The sequence below is a fragment of the Burkholderia lata genome (assembly GCF_902499335.1).
GTDB classification, from domain to species: domain Bacteria; phylum Pseudomonadota; class Gammaproteobacteria; order Burkholderiales; family Burkholderiaceae; genus Burkholderia; species Burkholderia lata_B.
In genome coordinates this window covers 292535-307083 of sequence record NZ_CABVQK010000008.1, presented here as the reverse complement: position 1 = coordinate 307083, position 14549 = coordinate 292535, and the positions used below count along the sequence as shown (strand labels likewise).

15 protein-coding genes are annotated in these 14549 nt (G+C 66.6%); 12 read left to right on the top strand and 3 right to left on the bottom strand.

The features are described 5' to 3' along the window. The first annotated feature begins 212 nt into the window (after window positions 1-212). The 7 genes from BCO18175_RS21520 to BCO18175_RS21490 all read left to right on the top strand — a co-directional run bounded on the left by BCO18175_RS21520 (window position 213) and on the right by BCO18175_RS21490 (window position 7822). Window positions 213-521: a DUF485 domain-containing protein gene (locus BCO18175_RS21520; RefSeq protein WP_174910839.1), complete on the top strand. Its 309-nt coding sequence runs from the start codon at window positions 213-215 to the stop codon at window positions 519-521. Next, a complete protein-coding gene (locus tag BCO18175_RS21515; protein WP_174983816.1) occupies window positions 518-2248 on the top strand; it encodes a cation acetate symporter in 1731 nt (576 codons plus the stop codon). Before BCO18175_RS21520 ends, BCO18175_RS21515 begins: the two co-directional genes overlap by 4 nt. A gap of 455 nt (window positions 2249-2703) precedes the next feature. After that, entirely contained in the window at window positions 2704-5085 is a 2382-nt protein-coding gene (locus tag BCO18175_RS21510) for an MCP four helix bundle domain-containing protein (RefSeq protein WP_174983814.1), read from the top strand. Window positions 5086-5107: 22 nt separating this feature from the next. Beyond that, window positions 5108-5836, top strand: a complete 729-nt coding sequence (locus BCO18175_RS21505; protein ID WP_174984023.1) for a methyl-accepting chemotaxis protein — start codon at window positions 5108-5110, stop codon at window positions 5834-5836. Further along, a complete protein-coding gene (locus BCO18175_RS21500; RefSeq protein ID WP_174983813.1) occupies window positions 5833-6414 on the top strand; it encodes a hypothetical protein in 582 nt (193 codons plus the stop codon). Before BCO18175_RS21505 ends, BCO18175_RS21500 begins: the two co-directional genes overlap by 4 nt. Window positions 6415-6456: 42 nt before the next feature. Then, window positions 6457-7416, top strand: a complete 960-nt coding sequence (locus tag BCO18175_RS21495) for a chemotaxis protein CheX (RefSeq protein ID WP_174983811.1) — start codon at window positions 6457-6459, stop codon at window positions 7414-7416. A gap of 40 nt (window positions 7417-7456) precedes the next feature. Continuing rightward, window positions 7457-7822, top strand: coding sequence for a response regulator (locus BCO18175_RS21490; RefSeq protein WP_174910821.1), 366 nt, complete (start codon window positions 7457-7459; stop codon window positions 7820-7822). A 40-nt stretch (window positions 7823-7862) separates the two neighbouring features. On the opposite strand, the gene BCO18175_RS21485 is transcribed toward BCO18175_RS21490, so the two are convergent. Further along, on the bottom strand, window positions 7863-8393 hold the full coding sequence (locus BCO18175_RS21485) for a DMT family transporter (RefSeq protein ID WP_174983809.1): 531 nt from the start codon (window positions 8391-8393) through the stop codon (window positions 7863-7865). Between the two features lie 90 nt (window positions 8394-8483). On the opposite strand from BCO18175_RS21485, the gene BCO18175_RS21480 reads away from it, so the two are divergent. The 4 genes from BCO18175_RS21480 to BCO18175_RS21465 all read left to right on the top strand — a co-directional run bounded on the left by BCO18175_RS21480 (window position 8484) and on the right by BCO18175_RS21465 (window position 11516). Next, window positions 8484-9389: a LysR family transcriptional regulator gene (locus tag BCO18175_RS21480; RefSeq protein ID WP_174969308.1), complete on the top strand. Its 906-nt coding sequence runs from the start codon at window positions 8484-8486 to the stop codon at window positions 9387-9389. A 140-nt stretch (window positions 9390-9529) separates the two neighbouring features. Then, complete coding sequence (locus tag BCO18175_RS21475; RefSeq protein WP_174910812.1) at window positions 9530-10114, top strand: hypothetical protein; 585 nt, start codon at window positions 9530-9532, stop codon at window positions 10112-10114. 10 nt (window positions 10115-10124) lie between these two features. Further along, complete coding sequence (locus BCO18175_RS21470) at window positions 10125-10577, top strand: DUF3592 domain-containing protein (RefSeq protein ID WP_174969310.1); 453 nt, start codon at window positions 10125-10127, stop codon at window positions 10575-10577. Window positions 10578-10721: 144 nt separating this feature from the next. Beyond that, a complete protein-coding gene (locus BCO18175_RS21465; RefSeq protein WP_174983807.1) occupies window positions 10722-11516 on the top strand; it encodes an enoyl-CoA hydratase in 795 nt (264 codons plus the stop codon). A 134-nt stretch (window positions 11517-11650) separates the two neighbouring features. Here BCO18175_RS21465 and alr read toward each other — a convergent pair whose 3' ends face one another. Further along, window positions 11651-12772 carry an alanine racemase gene (gene alr, locus BCO18175_RS21460; RefSeq protein ID WP_174983805.1) on the bottom strand — a complete coding sequence of 374 codons (1122 nt, stop codon included), beginning with the start codon at window positions 12770-12772 and terminating at the stop codon, window positions 11651-11653. A 301-nt stretch (window positions 12773-13073) separates the two neighbouring features. Between alr and BCO18175_RS21455 the strand changes: the two genes are divergently transcribed. After that, entirely contained in the window at window positions 13074-13445 is a 372-nt protein-coding gene (locus BCO18175_RS21455; protein ID WP_011355561.1) for an MAPEG family protein, read from the top strand. 27 nt (window positions 13446-13472) lie between these two features. Here the strand turns inward: BCO18175_RS21455 and BCO18175_RS21450 are convergent, their stop codons facing one another. After that, window positions 13473-14435: a LysR family transcriptional regulator gene (locus BCO18175_RS21450; RefSeq protein ID WP_174983803.1), complete on the bottom strand. Its 963-nt coding sequence runs from the start codon at window positions 14433-14435 to the stop codon at window positions 13473-13475. Window positions 14436-14549: the final 114 nt, after the last annotated feature.

The following is a 14549-nucleotide window of genomic DNA, read 5'->3' as shown; positions in this document are numbered from 1 at the left end:
TGCGCCGAAATGACGTCGACGTGACGTCGCGCGGCGCGCGGTGCCGCGTACACCCATCAAGCGTCTCCCGTGAGAGAGCGGCGTTACGCGCTGTACCGCTAGGGAAAACCATAGTGCCCGGGAGGCCGCCCTCGAAAGATCGAGTAAGCGCGCAGTCAGCTTCGCTCTTCAGAATCGCCACACTCATTCAAAAGCAAACCAGGAGACAGGCGATGCATGATGGGTTGGTGAAAAAAATCGAAGCGCATCCGAAGTATGCGCAACTCAAGCGACGGCGCAATACGCTCGGTGTCTTCCTGACCGTGCTGATGTTGATCGTGTACTACGGCTACATCGCACTGATCGCATTCGACAAGTCGTTCCTCGCGAAGCCCGTCAGCACCGGCGTGACGAGTGTCGGCGTACCGGTCGGCATGGCGGTGATCGTATTTACCGTCGTCATCACAGGCATCTACGTGCGTCGCGCGAACAACGAATACGATCAACTGACGCAGGACATCCTGCAGGACGTCGCCCAATGAAGAAGACACTTTCGATGACGCTGGTCGCGCTGCTGGCAGCGGGCGCGTGCGGCGTGGCCATCGCGGGCGGCGGCGACGTCGGTCAGACCGCCAAGCAGGCGACCAACACCACGGCCATCGTCCTGTTCGCGCTGTTCGTGGCAGGGACGCTGTGGATCACCAAGTGGGCGGCGTCCCGCACGCGTTCCGCCGCGGATTTCTATACGGCCGGCGGCGGCATTACCGGGTTCCAGAACGGCCTGGCGATCTCGGGCGACTACATGTCGGCGGCATCCTTCCTCGGCATTTCCGCCGCGGTGATGACGTCGGGTTACGACGGCCTGATCTACTCGATCGGCTTTCTGGTCGGCTGGCCGGTCATCACGTTCCTGATGGCCGAACGGCTGCGCAACCTCGGCAAGTTCACCTTCGCCGACGTCGCGGGCTATCGCTTCGAACAGGGGCCGATCCGCAGTTTCGCCGCGGTCGGCACGCTGGTGGTGGTGGCGTTCTACCTGATCGCGCAGATGGTCGGCGCGGGGCAGCTCATCAAGCTGCTGTTCGGTCTCGACTACTGGATGGCCGTCGTCATCGTCGGCGCGCTGATGATGGTCTACGTGCTGTTCGGCGGCATGACTGCCACCACCTGGGTGCAGATCATCAAGGCGTGCATGCTGCTTGCGGGCGTGACGTTCATGGCGATCATGGTGCTCGCGCAGTACGGCTTCAGCCCGGAGGCGCTGTTCGCCCATGCCGTGGAAGTCAAGACCGCGATCGCCGCGAATGCCGGCAAGTCGCCGGACGACGCCACGCGGATCGGGCTGTCGGTGATGTCGCCGGGCGGGTTCATCAAGGATCCGATCTCGGCCATCTCGTTCGGCATGGCGCTGATGTTCGGCACCGCCGGCCTGCCGCACATCCTGATGCGCTTCTTCACGGTGCCGGATGCGAAGGAAGCGCGTAAGTCCGTGTTCTGGGCAACCACGTGGATCGGCTATTTCTACGTGCTGATCTTCATCATCGGTTTCGGTGCGATCACGCTGGTGCTGACCAATCCGGAACTGGCCGACGTGGCCAAGGGCGTGATCAAGGGCGGTGCGGGCACGGCCAACATGGCCGCGGTGCTGGTGGCCAAGACGGTAGGCGGCGACGTGTTCTACGGCTTCATCTCGGCCGTGGCCTTCGCGACGATTCTGGCGGTGGTCGCCGGGCTCACGCTGTCTGGCGCGTCCGCGGTGTCGCACGACCTCTACGCGACCGTCTTCAAGAACGGCAAGGCGAACAGTGCCGACGAGCTGAAGGTGTCGCGCATCACGACGCTGGTGCTCGGCGTGATCGCCGTACTGCTGGGCATCGCGTTCGAGAAGCAGAACGTCGCGTTCATGGTGTCGCTGGCATTTGCCGTGGCGGCCTCGGCCAATTTCCCGGTGCTGTTCCTGTCGATGATGTGGAAGGGCTGCACCACGCGCGGCGCGGTCATCGGCGGGTTCCTGGGGCTGGTCTCGTCGGTGGGGCTGACCATCGTGTCGCCGTCGGTGTGGGAGGCAACGCTCGGTTATCCGAAGGGTTCGGCGTGGTTCCCGTACACGTCGCCCGCGTTGTTCTCGATGACGATCGGCTTCGTGGGTGTGTGGCTGTTCTCGGTGCTCGACACGAGCCTGCGCGCGAAGGCGGAGAAGGGCGCGTTCGCCGCGCAGCAGGTGCGTTCTGAAACGGGGCTGGGGGCGACTCGCGCCAGCAGCCACTGACCGGTAGCCGGTCACGCCCGCTCCTGGGGCAACGATGCGATGTATCGTCGCTCGTCGGCCCCAGGGCGGGCGGTATCGTTTTCATCCGTCCGTCGAATCACTCGACTGCAATAAAAAATCGCGAATTCGACCGAATTCGCGGATAATCCGCAAACGTTTTACGAAAGCCCGATTTCGGTTAATTCCCGGATCAAATAATTAAAAAACAAATATCCGGATCCCGAATTTTCCGGCCGCGCAGGGTCGCCGTTCGAAGCCATGAGGCAGAAGGTTAACGGCAGATTCCGGCAATACTTTAGGGTTCTTTCGTCGCAATTATTCATTGCATTTTTATCAATGAACGATTGATTTTCGGTCATCGGATCGTCATGCGCCATCCCCGATAATTCGGCGCTCACATTCTTTCAATAGACCAAACGGCGGTCGAATCCGGATCGCTGCGGGGAGCTGTACTCATGACCATCCGTCATCGCATTACGCTGCTAGTCGTCCTGACGTTCTTCGCGCTGTCCGCGATCGGCATCTATGCCGTGTACCAGACACGCAAGAGCGCGTCCGAGGTACGTCAGGTCACCCAGGGAATCGTGCCGAGCGCGCTCGCGTCGGCGGATCTCGTCGCCGATGTGAAGAACATCCAGATCGCGACGATGACGCTCGTCTACGCGCCCGACGCGAATACCGCCGCCCAGGCGCGCGACGAGCTGAAGGCGAAGCAGGCCGCGCTGCGCGCCGCACTCGACGTGCAGGCGAAGTCGGCGGTCGGCCAGGCGCAGGTCGGGCTCGTCTCGCAGGCGAAGGACAGCGCCACGAACTATTTCGCGGCGATCGACGACACCGTCAAGATGAAGGCCGACGGCAAGCCCGAGATGGCGCAGGCGTACCTGTTCGCGAACGTCGCGCAGTATCGCGACGAACTCGAAAGCATCGTCGACACGCTGCGCGTCGAGAAGAACCGCCAGAAGGACGACGCGATCAGCGCGCTGAACGGGATGCTCTCGACGACGGCAACCGCGATCGCGGGCGTCGCCGGTACGGTGATCGTGCTGCTGACCGCGCTCGGCCTGCTGCTGTATCGCCAGATCACGCGCCCGCTGATCGGGATGCAGACGGCGATGAGCGAGATCGCGACGAGCCAGGATTTCACGCGCCGCGTGCCGGTGGGCCGGATGGACGAAATCGGCCATTCGATCGTCGCGTTCAACGGGATGATCGAGAAGATCCAGGAGAACTCGGCGCAGCTCAAGCAGAAGACGGCCGACATCCAGGCGATGCTGCAGAACATGCAGCAGGGGATCCTGACCGTCGTCGAAGGCGGCGTCGTGCATGCGGAGTATTCGGCGTACCTCGAAACCATCTTCGAGACGAACGACATCGCGGGCCGCGACCTGATGGCGCTCGTGTTCGACGACTCGAACATCGGGTCCGACGCTCGCTCGCAGGTCGATGCGGCCGTGCACGCGTGCCTCGGCGAAGACAGCATGAACTTCGAGTTCAACGAGCACCTTCTGGTGAACGAAGTCGCGAAGCGGATGCCGGACGGCCGCGACAAGTGGCTCGACCTGAGCTGGTCGGCGATCACCGACGAGACCGACACGGTCGTGCGCCTGATGCTGTGCGTGCGCGACGTGACCGAGATTCGCGAGCTGACCGCGCAGGCGGGCGAGCAGCAGCGCCGCCTCGAGATGATCGGCGAGATTTTGTCGATCAGCCAGGACAAGTTCCACGACTTCGTGCACAGCGCGAAGGGCTTCCTCAGCGAGAACGAGCGGATGATCCGCCAGCACGAGCGCGCCGATCACTCGATCGTCGCGGCGCTGTTCCGCAACATGCACACGATCAAGGGCAATGCGCGCACGTACAGCCTGCAGCACCTGACGAACATCGTCCACGAAGCGGAGCAGGCGTACGACTCGCTGCGTCGCGCGGACGGCGGCCCCGAGTGGAACCGCGACGCGCTGATGGACGACCTGGCGCGTGTGCGCGACGCGGTCGAGCACTACGCGACGATCAACGCGGTCACGCTCGGCCGCAGCGGCGAAGCGGTGCAGGGCGCCGACTTCCTGATGGTCGAACGCGCGCGCATCAGCGAGAGCCTGCGCGTGCTCGACGGCGCCGATCCGGCGAACGCGGCCGACTGGCACGCGGCACGCGACGCCGTGCGCCGCATGCTGAGCCAGCTTGGCACGCAAGGCATCGGCGATGCGCTCGGCGGCGTGATCGAGTCGCTGCCGTCGCTTGCGGCCGAACTCGGCAAGCCGGCGCCGGTCGTGCATATCGACAGCCACGGCCACCGCGTGCGCAGCGAAATCGCCGCGACGCTGAAGAACGTGTTCATGCACCTGCTGCGCAATTCGATGGACCACGGGATCGAATCGTCCGACGAGCGGCGCTCGGCCGGCAAGGCGGCATCCGGCACGATCGACATCGCGGTCGGCGTGGGCGGCGGCGAGCTGTGGTTCGTGCTGAGTGACGACGGCCGCGGCCTCGCGCTCGACCGGATTCGCGGCATTGCGCGCGAGCGCGGCTGGATCGATGCCGACCACGACGCGGCGCTGTCCGACGATGAGGTGGCCGAGCTGATCTTCCGGCCGGGCTTCTCGACTGCGAGTGCCGTGACCGAAGTGTCGGGGCGCGGCGTCGGCATGGACGCGGTGCGCAACTTCCTGAAGCGCGACGGCGGCGACATCGCGCTGCGCTTCACCGACGATCGCGTCGGCGCGCCGTATCGCGCGTTCGAGACGATCGTGTCGTTGCCGGCCCGCTTCGCGGCGGACGGTGCTGCCCAGGGCGTCGTGCACGAGCGTGCGCGCAGCGCGGATATCGGCGCGGCGGAGTGACGACGTGATCGGGCAGGCGTGGATGATCCAGATGGCCGCCGCACTGGCGGGTGGTGCCGTCGTCGCAATCGTGGCGGCGGTCGTGTTTCGCGTGACGCGCAAGCGGCTCGTCACGGCACTTGAACGCGATACGGAGCAGTTGCGCGGCGCGCTCGACGTAGCCGAAGCGCGCGTCGCCGATGCGACGTCGGCGCATGCGGAGGCGGCCGATGCATGGGCGCACCGCGAGGCGCAGCTCGAGGATGCGCTGGCGCGCGAGACCTCCGCCGCCGGCGCGCAGCGTGATGCAATGCAGGCGCTGTCGGCCGATCGAACGGCGCTCGCGCAGCACGCGATGAAGATCGCCGACGAAGCCGCGCGCCTGCGCGGGCTCGCCGGCACCTTCGAGCGCTGGCACGAGCAGATGATCTCGCTGACCACGCAGAACCAGGACATGCGCACGAAGAACCAGGAGCTGTCGGCGATCGTCGCGCACGTGTCGATCGTGTCGCTGAACGCGTCGATCGAGGCCGCGCGTGCGGGCACGGCCGGGCGCGGCTTCTCGATCGTCGCGAGCGAGGTGCGCGGGCTGGCCGCGCGCTCGCAGCAGCTGTCGAACAGCTATCGCGACAGCCTGAACCGCAACGATCTCGTGACGGCCGCGACGTTCCAGGACATCCAGGCCGGCGGCAAGATGATCACGGCCGCGCTCGCGACCGTCGAGACGCTGGCCGGGCAACTGCATGCGCGGATCGAAGGAGGCGCGGCGTGATCAGCGCGCAGGCGAAAGCCGGCTTCGAGCGAATTTTCTTCGACGCGGCGCGCACGCGGCTCGCGTCCGGCGGCGCGTGCGACATCCGTCCGTCCGCCGGCCCTGCACACGACGGGCGCGATCACGCGCACGCGAAGTCGCGCGCGAAGCCGAAAGTGCCCGAGCATGTCGCGGTGCTGACGATCTCGGCGCTGCATTTCCGCCTGCTGCTCGCGCTGCGCTTCAGCGACGACGAAGCGACGCGCCGCCATTTCGCCGGCGCGACGGCGGGCACGAGCAGCCAGCGGCCGCTGCCCGAAGCGTTCATGGAAGTCGCGAACCTGTGCTGCGGCGCGATCAACCAGGCGCTGACCGTGCCGTTTCCGGACCTGGGGATGTCGACGCCTTATCTGCTGAGCGGATCGAGCATCGATTACCTGCCCGCGCTTGCGCCCGATCACGTGGCCGCCTACGACCTGACGCTCGATGGCGACGTGCGGGTCGGTGCGACGTTGTGCGTGTGCACGAACGCGCCGGTCGATTTCCATGTGCCGGATACGGCCGTGATGGAAACCGGCGGCGAGCTCGAACTGTTCTGACTGAACCCGACCGACCCGGATCGACCATTAGGAACCCTTGAGATGACCCTGGACAAACCCGTCAGCAAGGTGCTCGTGCTCGACGACAGCCGCGCACACGCCGACGCGATCAAGCGTTTCTGCGACGAGCACAACCTGATCGGCCTGACCGTGCGGCGCAACCGGCTGCTGAAGATACTGCGCTCGAACATCGACCTCGGCGCGATCCTGCTGGCCGAGGATTACGGCGGCTCGCCGGCCGAGAGCGCGATCATCGCGACGCAGATCGATGCGCTGCGCCCCGAGCTGCCGATCATCCTGCGCCGCGAGTCGCTCGCATCGCGCGACGGGCTGCCGGAGGCGCTCGCGCGTGTCGCATGCGCGGCCTATGTCGCGGACGACATGACGCCACTCAAGCGCGCGATCGACGAATACCTGTTCGGCCACGACTACCCGAACGCGCTCGTGCGCGGCATCTCGGAGATCACCGAGGCGCGCATCGACAGCCTGTTCCCGGGCATGACGATCGAGCACGAAACGCCGTGCATCGTGCGCGACCAGATCATCTTCGGCGAAGTGTTCAGCCTGATCGCGCTCGAAAGCGCATGGTGCCGCGGCTACATGCTGCTGCAGACGAGCGAGCAGCCGCTGCTCGACATGCTCGGCGGCACGCGCGACCCCGGCCGCGCGCCGGATTTCCGCGACGTGAACAGTGTGCTCGGCGAGCTGACCAATCTCGTGTGGGGCGCGTTCAAGAACCGCTATCTCGGCGATGCCGAGGCACTGGCGCGCCATCCGGTGCAGGTGCCGCTCGTCGTCAATCACAAGCAGAAGTTCATCTCGTTCGGCGGCGATTGCCCGCAACTCTGCTTCAAGTACCGGATGACCGACCCGGCATCGGGGCGCTCCGTCTGCCTCGACCAGCGCTTCGTGTTCAGCCTGAGCTGGTCGCCGGAGGATTTCCGCGAATCGGTGCAGGACGTGGGCCCGATGGTCGAATCGGGTGAACTCGAACTGTTTTGAATATTGAAGTCAGCAACAAGGAAAGGAAGGGGAATACGACATGGCAAAGATTCTGGTGGTCGACGATTCGGGCACGGTGCGCGACGAAGTCGCGGGCTTCCTGCGCAATAACGGGCTCGACGTCGCGACGGCCGTCGACGGCAAGGACGGGCTCGCGAAGCTCAAGGCGACGCCCGGCGTGCGCCTCGTGATCAGCGACGTGAACATGCCGAACATGGACGGCCTGACGATGGTCGAGAAGATCCGCGGCGAACTGGCGAACTCGACGGTCAACGTCGTGATGCTGACGACCGAGAGCAGCCCGGCGATGAAGGAGCGCGGCAAGGCCGCCGGCGTGAAGGGCTGGATCGTGAAGCCGTTCAAGGGCGACGCGGTGCTCGACGCGCTGAAGAAGCTCGCAGGCTGACGCCCATCGGGCGGCAGCGTACCCGCTGCCGCCCGCGCATTCAGCGTTGCGGTTCGGGTTGCGCGGCCGCCGCGCCGCCGGTTGCGGCCGGCACGCGTGGCGCGGGCGTCTGCCATTGCACGACGATCATTCCCGCGAAAATCAGCGCGACGCCCGCGATGCGGCCGGGTGTCGCGAGCCGCTGCGCGAGCCCCATCAGCCCGTAGTGATCGATCAGCAGTGACGCGAGCGTTTGCCCGGCCACGACGCAGACGATGAAGGTCGTCGCGCCGAGCCGCGGCGTCAGGATCAGCGCGAGCGTGATGTAGATCACGCCCGCGAGGCCGCCGAGCCACATCCACAGCGGACGCTGCAGCGCGTCGCCGACGAGCGGCGCGTTCGCACGGGTGGCCAGCAGCACGGGCAGCACCGCGAGCAGGCTGACCGTCAGCGACGCGACGCTCGCCCACAGCGGGTGGCCGAGCGCGCGCCCGAGCGCGGCATTGCTGCCGCCTTGCAGCGGCACGAGCGCGCCGGCGACGAACGCCGCGACGGCGAGCGGAAGGGTGGCGAAGGAAAGGGACGTCGTCATCTTGGTCAGCTGTGAAAGGATATTGAAATGATTGTTATCCATTAAGATGGCGAATGGAAATTCGTTCTTCGGATGCGTCATATTCCTTTCATGAATAATCTGGCCCGCGTCGACCTGAACCTGCTCGTGACGCTTCACGCGCTGCTCAGTGAAAAACACATCTCGCGTACCGCCGTCCGGCTGCACCGCAGCCAGCCGGCCGTGAGCCATGCGCTCGCGCGGCTGCGCGAAATCTTCGGCGATCCGTTACTCGTGCGGCGCGCGGGCCGGCTCGAATTGACGGCACGCGCGAACGAACTGGTCGAACCGCTGAACGACGTCCTCGGCCGGCTCGGTGCGCTGATCGAGCCGCCGGCGTTCGATCCGTCCGCGGCCACGCGCGTGTTTCGCATCGCGATGTCCGACTACGGCGCGCGGATCGTGTTGCCGGCGCTCGTGAAGACGCTGCGCGCCGACGCGCCGGGCATCGAGCTGATCGTGTCGCAGGCCACCCGCGAGGCGATGCGGATGCAGCTGATGGACGGCGAGGTCGATCTCGCGCTCGGCGTGCTGCCCGCGTTGCAGCGCGACCTGCACGCGCAACCGCTGTTCGTCGAATCGTTCGCATGCGTGGCCGATGCGAGCCGCCTGCCGCGCCGTGGCGAACTCGCGCTCGACGCATGGCTCGCGCGGCCGCATGCGCTGGTCGCGATGCGCGACGGGATGGACAACGAAGTCGATCGCGCGCTCGCGCGGTTGCGGCGCGAGCGGCACATCGCGGTGATCCTGCCGTTCTGGGGCGTTGCGAACGACCTGATCGCCGGCACCGATCTCGTGCTGACTGTTGCGCGCCGCAACCTCGACCGCGTGCGCGACGACGCGCGGCTGCGCGTGTTCGAGCCGCCGTTCCCGATCGATTCGTTCGAATTCGCGCAGCACTGGCACGCGCGCCGGCACGGCGATGCCGCGCACATCTGGTTGCGGCAGACGATCGCGCGCGTCGCGAGCGGCGGGTAGCCGCGCGGCGTGGCCGGCCAAGCGCGCAATTTACAGTGTGCCGCGATGTCCGTATCCTGCCCGATGCCGAGGGCGGCGTGCCCGCGCGATCAGCGCGGCACGCCCGGCATCCAGAACAATCAGGAACGGAACACCTTCCCATGACAATCAAGATCGATCGGGCAGCGCTTGTGCGCGGCGCATGCGTGGCGCTGATGGCTGCGCTGGCAGGCGGATGTGCGAGCACCGGGCAGCAGCAGGCACAACAGGCCGCCGTCAGCAGCGGTTCGTCGTACACGTGCAATCCCGTGCAGGCCGACGGACAGGTGACGGCCGGAACGGGCGCCAACGGGTGCTATTTCGTGCTGCACGATCCCGCGACGAAGCAGCCGCTGCCGAACACGCGCTATGCGTTCGCGCTTTACACGAGTGCGGCCCAGGACAACCGGGAACTCGAAGTCGAAGGCACGACCGACGCGCAGGGGCGCACGGCCTACGTGCGTTCAGCCGCACCGATCGATGCGGCGCGCATGGTGCTCGTCCGCACGATCGGCGCCGGCCCGACGGGGCGCATCCCCGTGCTGGTCCGGCCGCAGGACGGCAAGCGCATTCCGTTCGCGCAGTACAAGGTCACCGGCTGCAACGGCCCGTACGAAGGCGTGACCGACGAAACGGGGCGCGGCGTGATGTATCGCTGCAAGACGCAGTCGAAGATCGACGTGTCGTTCTATCAGTCGCGTCCTTGAGGTGGGCGGGATGGTGTCCGAATCCGGCCGCACCGCCGCGCAGCAGACGGAAACGCTGATCGCGAAGGGCGTCGTTTTTACCCTCGTGGGCACGTGCCTGCTGATCGGCGCCGCGCTGTATGCGCAGTCGACGCGCGAATTCCTGCGGACGTCGGTCGTCGTGCCGGGGCGCGTCATCAAGTTGAATGCGGGCCCGCATCATCCGGAGATCGCGTTCACGACGCTCGCGGGCGAGCACGTCGAATACCCGCAGGGCGGCGAGGTCAGCGTGCAGGATGGTGAGACGGTCGAGGTGCGCTACGCACCCGACGCCCCCCATATGACTGCGCGGATGAATACGTTCGGTGCGATCTGGGGCGGGGTACTGATCTACGGCGGGATGGGCGTCGTCTTTTTCCTGGGCGGCGCCGGTCAACTGCGCTCGGGTGTGCGCGCGTGGCGCAGCGGGCGCAGGCGTGCGTGACCGTGTGAGCCTGCTGCGCCACGACTGGACGTCGCACCGAATGTGGAGGAGCATTTCATCACCACGGTGCCGTGACCGTGCGCGCATCATCGCCGCGCGTTCGCGCCGCATCGAATCCTGCCGAACCCCATCGAGCGGAACATCATGGAATCCGATCAAGAGACTGCCGAGCCGATCCTGTTGCGCGACACGCACGACGGCGTCGTCACGCTGCGGCTGAACCGCCCGCAGCAGTTCAATGCATTGTCCGAGGCGATGCTTGCGAGCCTGCAAGACGCGTTCGATACGCTTGCTGCCGATCCGCACGTGCGCTGCGTCGTGCTGGCCGCCGAAGGCAAGGCGTTCTGCGCGGGCCACGACCTGCGGCAGATGCGCAGCAAGCCCGAGCTCGACTACTACCGCACGCTGTTCGCGCAGTGCAGCCGCGTGATGCTCGCGATGCGTGCGTTGCCGGTGCCGGTGATTGCGCGTGTGCACGGCATCGCGACGGCCGCCGGCTGCCAGCTCGTCGCCGCGTGCGATCTGGCGATCGCGGCCGATACCGCGCGCTTCGCGGTATCGGGTATCAACGTCGGGCTGTTCTGTTCGACGCCGGCCGTTGCGTTGAGCCGCAACGTCACGGCGAAGCGCGCATTCGACATGCTCGTGACCGGGCGTTTCGTCGATGCGGCGACCGCCGCCGCGTGGGGGCTCGTCAACGAGGCCGTGCCCGAGGACGCGCTCGACGCGGCGGTCGCCCGCAAGGTCGCGGAGATCGTCGCGAAGAGCCCGGCCGCGGTGCGGTATGGCAAGCAGATGTTTTACCGCCAGCGCGAGTTGCCGCTCGACGAAGCCTATGCGTATGCGGGCGACGTGATGGCGCGCAACATGATGGAAGAGGACGCGGGCGAAGGGATCGACGCGTTCCTCGAGAAGCGCAAGCCCACGTGGCGTTCGTAGTGCGTTGAACGAAGCGGAAGGGCCGTCACCCACGCCTTTCGCTCACACGGAAAAGCAAACGGGCCGCCCGAGGCGACCCGCAACCGAAGCAGCACGCACGGCGACGCAACGGCGCGCCGCCGTATCGACGCTGCTCAGCGCCCGTAGCTCCCGGTCCGCAGCGCCGGCTGTTCGCTCGACGCACCGGGCGGCACGATCACGACCGGAACGCGGCGCGCGAGTGCGCACATCAGCTCGTAGCCGATCGTGCCGCTGGCTTCCGCCACGTCATCCACCTTCACGTGGTCGCCCCACAGCTCGACACTCGATCCGATACCCGCGTTCGGGCACGGCGTCAGGTCGACGGTCAGCATGTCCATCGACACGCGGCCGACGACGCGCGTCATCACGCCGTCCACCGCGATCGGCGTGCCGGTCGGTGCGTGGCGCGGATAGCCGTCCGCATAGCCGCACGCGACGACGCCGATCCGCATCGGCCGGTCGGCCGTGAAGCGGCGGCCGTAGCCGACGGTTTCTTCCGGCGACAGCGTCTGCACGCCGATGATCTTGCTCGTCAGCGTCATCGCGGCCATCAGCGGCGTATCGGCGATATCCCGCGACGCACCCGTCGGCGATGCGCCATACAGGATCGTGCCGGGCCGCACCCAGTCGCGGTGCGCGCGCGGATGCCACAGCACGGCTGCCGAGTTCGACGTCGAGCGCTCGCCCGGAATCCCCGCGGTAGTCGCATCGAACTGGTCGAGCTGCCAGTCGACTTCGCCTTCGTCGGCGTTCGCGAAATGCATCATCAGCGTGATCTTGCCGATCGACGGCGCGCTGGCCGCGCGCTCCCACGCGGCACGGAAAGCGGCGGGGCGGTAGCCGAGCCGGTTCATCCCGGAATTCATCTTGAGCTGGATGTCGATCGGCTGCTGCGGCTTTGCCGCGATCAGCAGGTCGAGCTGCTCGTCGCAGTGCACGGCCACCGTCAGGCGGTGACGATCGGCGAGCTCGACGTCGGCCGGCTCGAAGATCCCTTCGAGCAGCAGCACGGGCTTGTCCCAGCCGAGCTCGCGCACGCGCACGGCTTCGTCGAGATCGAGCAGCGCGATGCCGTCGGCGGCTGCGAGGCCCGGGTAGATCCGCTCGATGCCGTGGCCGTACGCATCGGCCTTGACCACGCCCCACACGCGCGATTGCGCGGCGGTGCGGCGGATGAAGTCGAGGTTGTGGCGGACGGCGTCAGGACGGATATGGGCGACGATGGGACGGGGCATGGCGATGTCTCGGATCGGATGTCGTTTGGCGCGCGCGGCGGCGCGGGTTCGGCAGCCTGGCGCGGCAATGCGCCGGGCCAGTGTTGAACGCTATCTTATTGGTGTTCGACCAGTTTTAATTAACGTTTTTGTCGACGATTTGGTGGAAATTTTGGTGTCGAACCAGGCTTGTCGCGGCTGCCGGCGGGCCGCGTAGCCGAGTCTCCCGTCTAGAAAACCGGTGCGCGAACAGCCCGGCGCAATGCTAAGCTCTCGGCGATCTTGTCATTGATCAATGTAATCATAAAGGAGGAGACTTTTGATGACGACGTCCCAGCTGTGCCTGTTCATCGTGGCGCTGTTGCCGTTCCCGATGACGTTTCTCGCGAAGGCCCGCAAGGGCTACGACAACCGCGCGCCGCGCGACTACCTGGCGAAGCTCGAAGGATGGCGCGCCCGCGCGCAGGCCGCGCACCAGAACGCGTGGGAAGCGCTCGCGCTGTTCACGGCCGCGCTGGTGGTGGCGTGGCACAACGGTGCGAACGTGCATCGCGTCGACCAGCTTGCGATGGCGTTCGTCGCGATTCGCATCGTCTATATGCTGATGTACCTGCTGAACTGGGCGTCGCTGCGTTCGCTCGTGTGGTTTGGCGGGATGGCGTGCGTGGTCGCGCTGTTCTTCGCCGCGCCGTAAGCGGCGCATGCGGGCGAGGCCGGTGCGTTACTTGCCGGTCGCGCGGCCCGTGCCGTGCAGGCGACTGTCGTTGGATGCGGGCGCAACGATCGGGCCCGCGACCGGCGCCGCTTCAGCTTCTGTTTCGCGGCGCAGGAACGCGATCAATGGATCGAGCAGGCGGTGCCGCGTCGACGGATTGCGGCGCAGCACGAAGCGCCACGATGCGGCGCGCTCAAGGCCCGGCCGCAACGGCACGAGGCGCCCGCTGCGCAGCTCGGGCTCGATCAGCGGCGCGCGGCCGAGCGCGATGCCCGCGCCGCCGACCGCCGCGCCGATTACCTGGCTGAAACTGCTGTAGCGGACGATCTTCGTCTCGAAGTCGTCCGGCAGGCCGAAATCCGTGGACCAGTTGCGCCAGTCGATCTCGGGGCTGTTCTCGTGCATTTCCTGCAGCAGCCGGGAGCGGCACACGTTCACGGACGCATACGGATGCAGTTCGGGGCTGCAGACCGGGAACACCGTCTCCCGCACCAGCACGTCGTCGTCGGCCCGCAGCCGGTGCGCGGGCACATGCACGATCGCGAGATCGACGCCGCTGCGCGCGAAATCCGGTTCGTCGTCGAGCACGACGGCATGCAAGGGCGTATCGGGATGAAGCGACGAGAATTCCGCGAGGCGGCGTGCGAGCCACATCGCCGAAAACGGCGCGTTGGCAGAGACGGTGAGCCGTTGTGCGGTGCCGCGAATCTCGGCGCAGGCGTCGGTGAGCCGCGACAGCGCATCGCTGACAGCCGGCAGCAAACGCGCGCCGGCCGGCGTGACGCTGATGCCGCCGAGCCCCGTGCTGCGTTCGAGCAGCCGTGCGCCGAGCGATTCCTCGAGCGCGCGGATCTGGTGACTGATCGCGCTGGTCGACACGTTCAGCTCGACCGCCGCGCGTGCGAACCCGCCGAGGCGGACGGCCGCCTCGAAAGCTCGCAATGCGCTGAGGGGAGGGAGGTGCGACATGCGGGGTATTGTAGTTGACTCAACACCCGTTGAAAAATCATCTTTTGCCGCGCGCGGGCCGCGCGGGTAGCCTCGATCCGGTCAAGAAAAAACATCATCAGACACTACCGGAGG

Bases quoted from the DNA above. Each gene is read 5' to 3' on its own strand.
- BCO18175_RS21520 (WP_174910839.1), top strand. From the start codon at position 213: ATGCATGATGGGTTGGTGAAAAAAATCGAAGCGCATCCGAAGTATGCG.
- BCO18175_RS21515 (WP_174983816.1), top strand. From the start codon at position 518: ATGAAGAAGACACTTTCGATGACGCTGGTCGCGCTGCTGGCAGCGGGC.
- BCO18175_RS21510 (WP_174983814.1), top strand. From the start codon at position 2,704: ATGACCATCCGTCATCGCATTACGCTGCTAGTCGTCCTGACGTTCTTC.
- BCO18175_RS21505 (WP_174984023.1), top strand. From the start codon at position 5,108: ATGATCCAGATGGCCGCCGCACTGGCGGGTGGTGCCGTCGTCGCAATC.
- BCO18175_RS21495 (WP_174983811.1), top strand. From the start codon at position 6,457: ATGACCCTGGACAAACCCGTCAGCAAGGTGCTCGTGCTCGACGACAGC.
- BCO18175_RS21490 (WP_174910821.1), top strand. From the start codon at position 7,457: ATGGCAAAGATTCTGGTGGTCGACGATTCGGGCACGGTGCGCGACGAA.
- BCO18175_RS21485 (WP_174983809.1), bottom strand. From the start codon at position 8,393: ATGACGACGTCCCTTTCCTTCGCCACCCTTCCGCTCGCCGTCGCGGCG.
- BCO18175_RS21480 (WP_174969308.1), top strand. From the start codon at position 8,484: ATGAATAATCTGGCCCGCGTCGACCTGAACCTGCTCGTGACGCTTCAC.
- BCO18175_RS21475 (WP_174910812.1), top strand. From the start codon at position 9,530: ATGACAATCAAGATCGATCGGGCAGCGCTTGTGCGCGGCGCATGCGTG.
- BCO18175_RS21470 (WP_174969310.1), top strand. From the start codon at position 10,125: ATGGTGTCCGAATCCGGCCGCACCGCCGCGCAGCAGACGGAAACGCTG.
- BCO18175_RS21465 (WP_174983807.1), top strand. From the start codon at position 10,722: ATGGAATCCGATCAAGAGACTGCCGAGCCGATCCTGTTGCGCGACACG.
- alr (WP_174983805.1), bottom strand. From the start codon at position 12,772: ATGCCCCGTCCCATCGTCGCCCATATCCGTCCTGACGCCGTCCGCCAC.
- BCO18175_RS21455 (WP_011355561.1), top strand. From the start codon at position 13,074: ATGACGACGTCCCAGCTGTGCCTGTTCATCGTGGCGCTGTTGCCGTTC.
- BCO18175_RS21450 (WP_174983803.1), bottom strand. From the start codon at position 14,435: ATGTCGCACCTCCCTCCCCTCAGCGCATTGCGAGCTTTCGAGGCGGCC.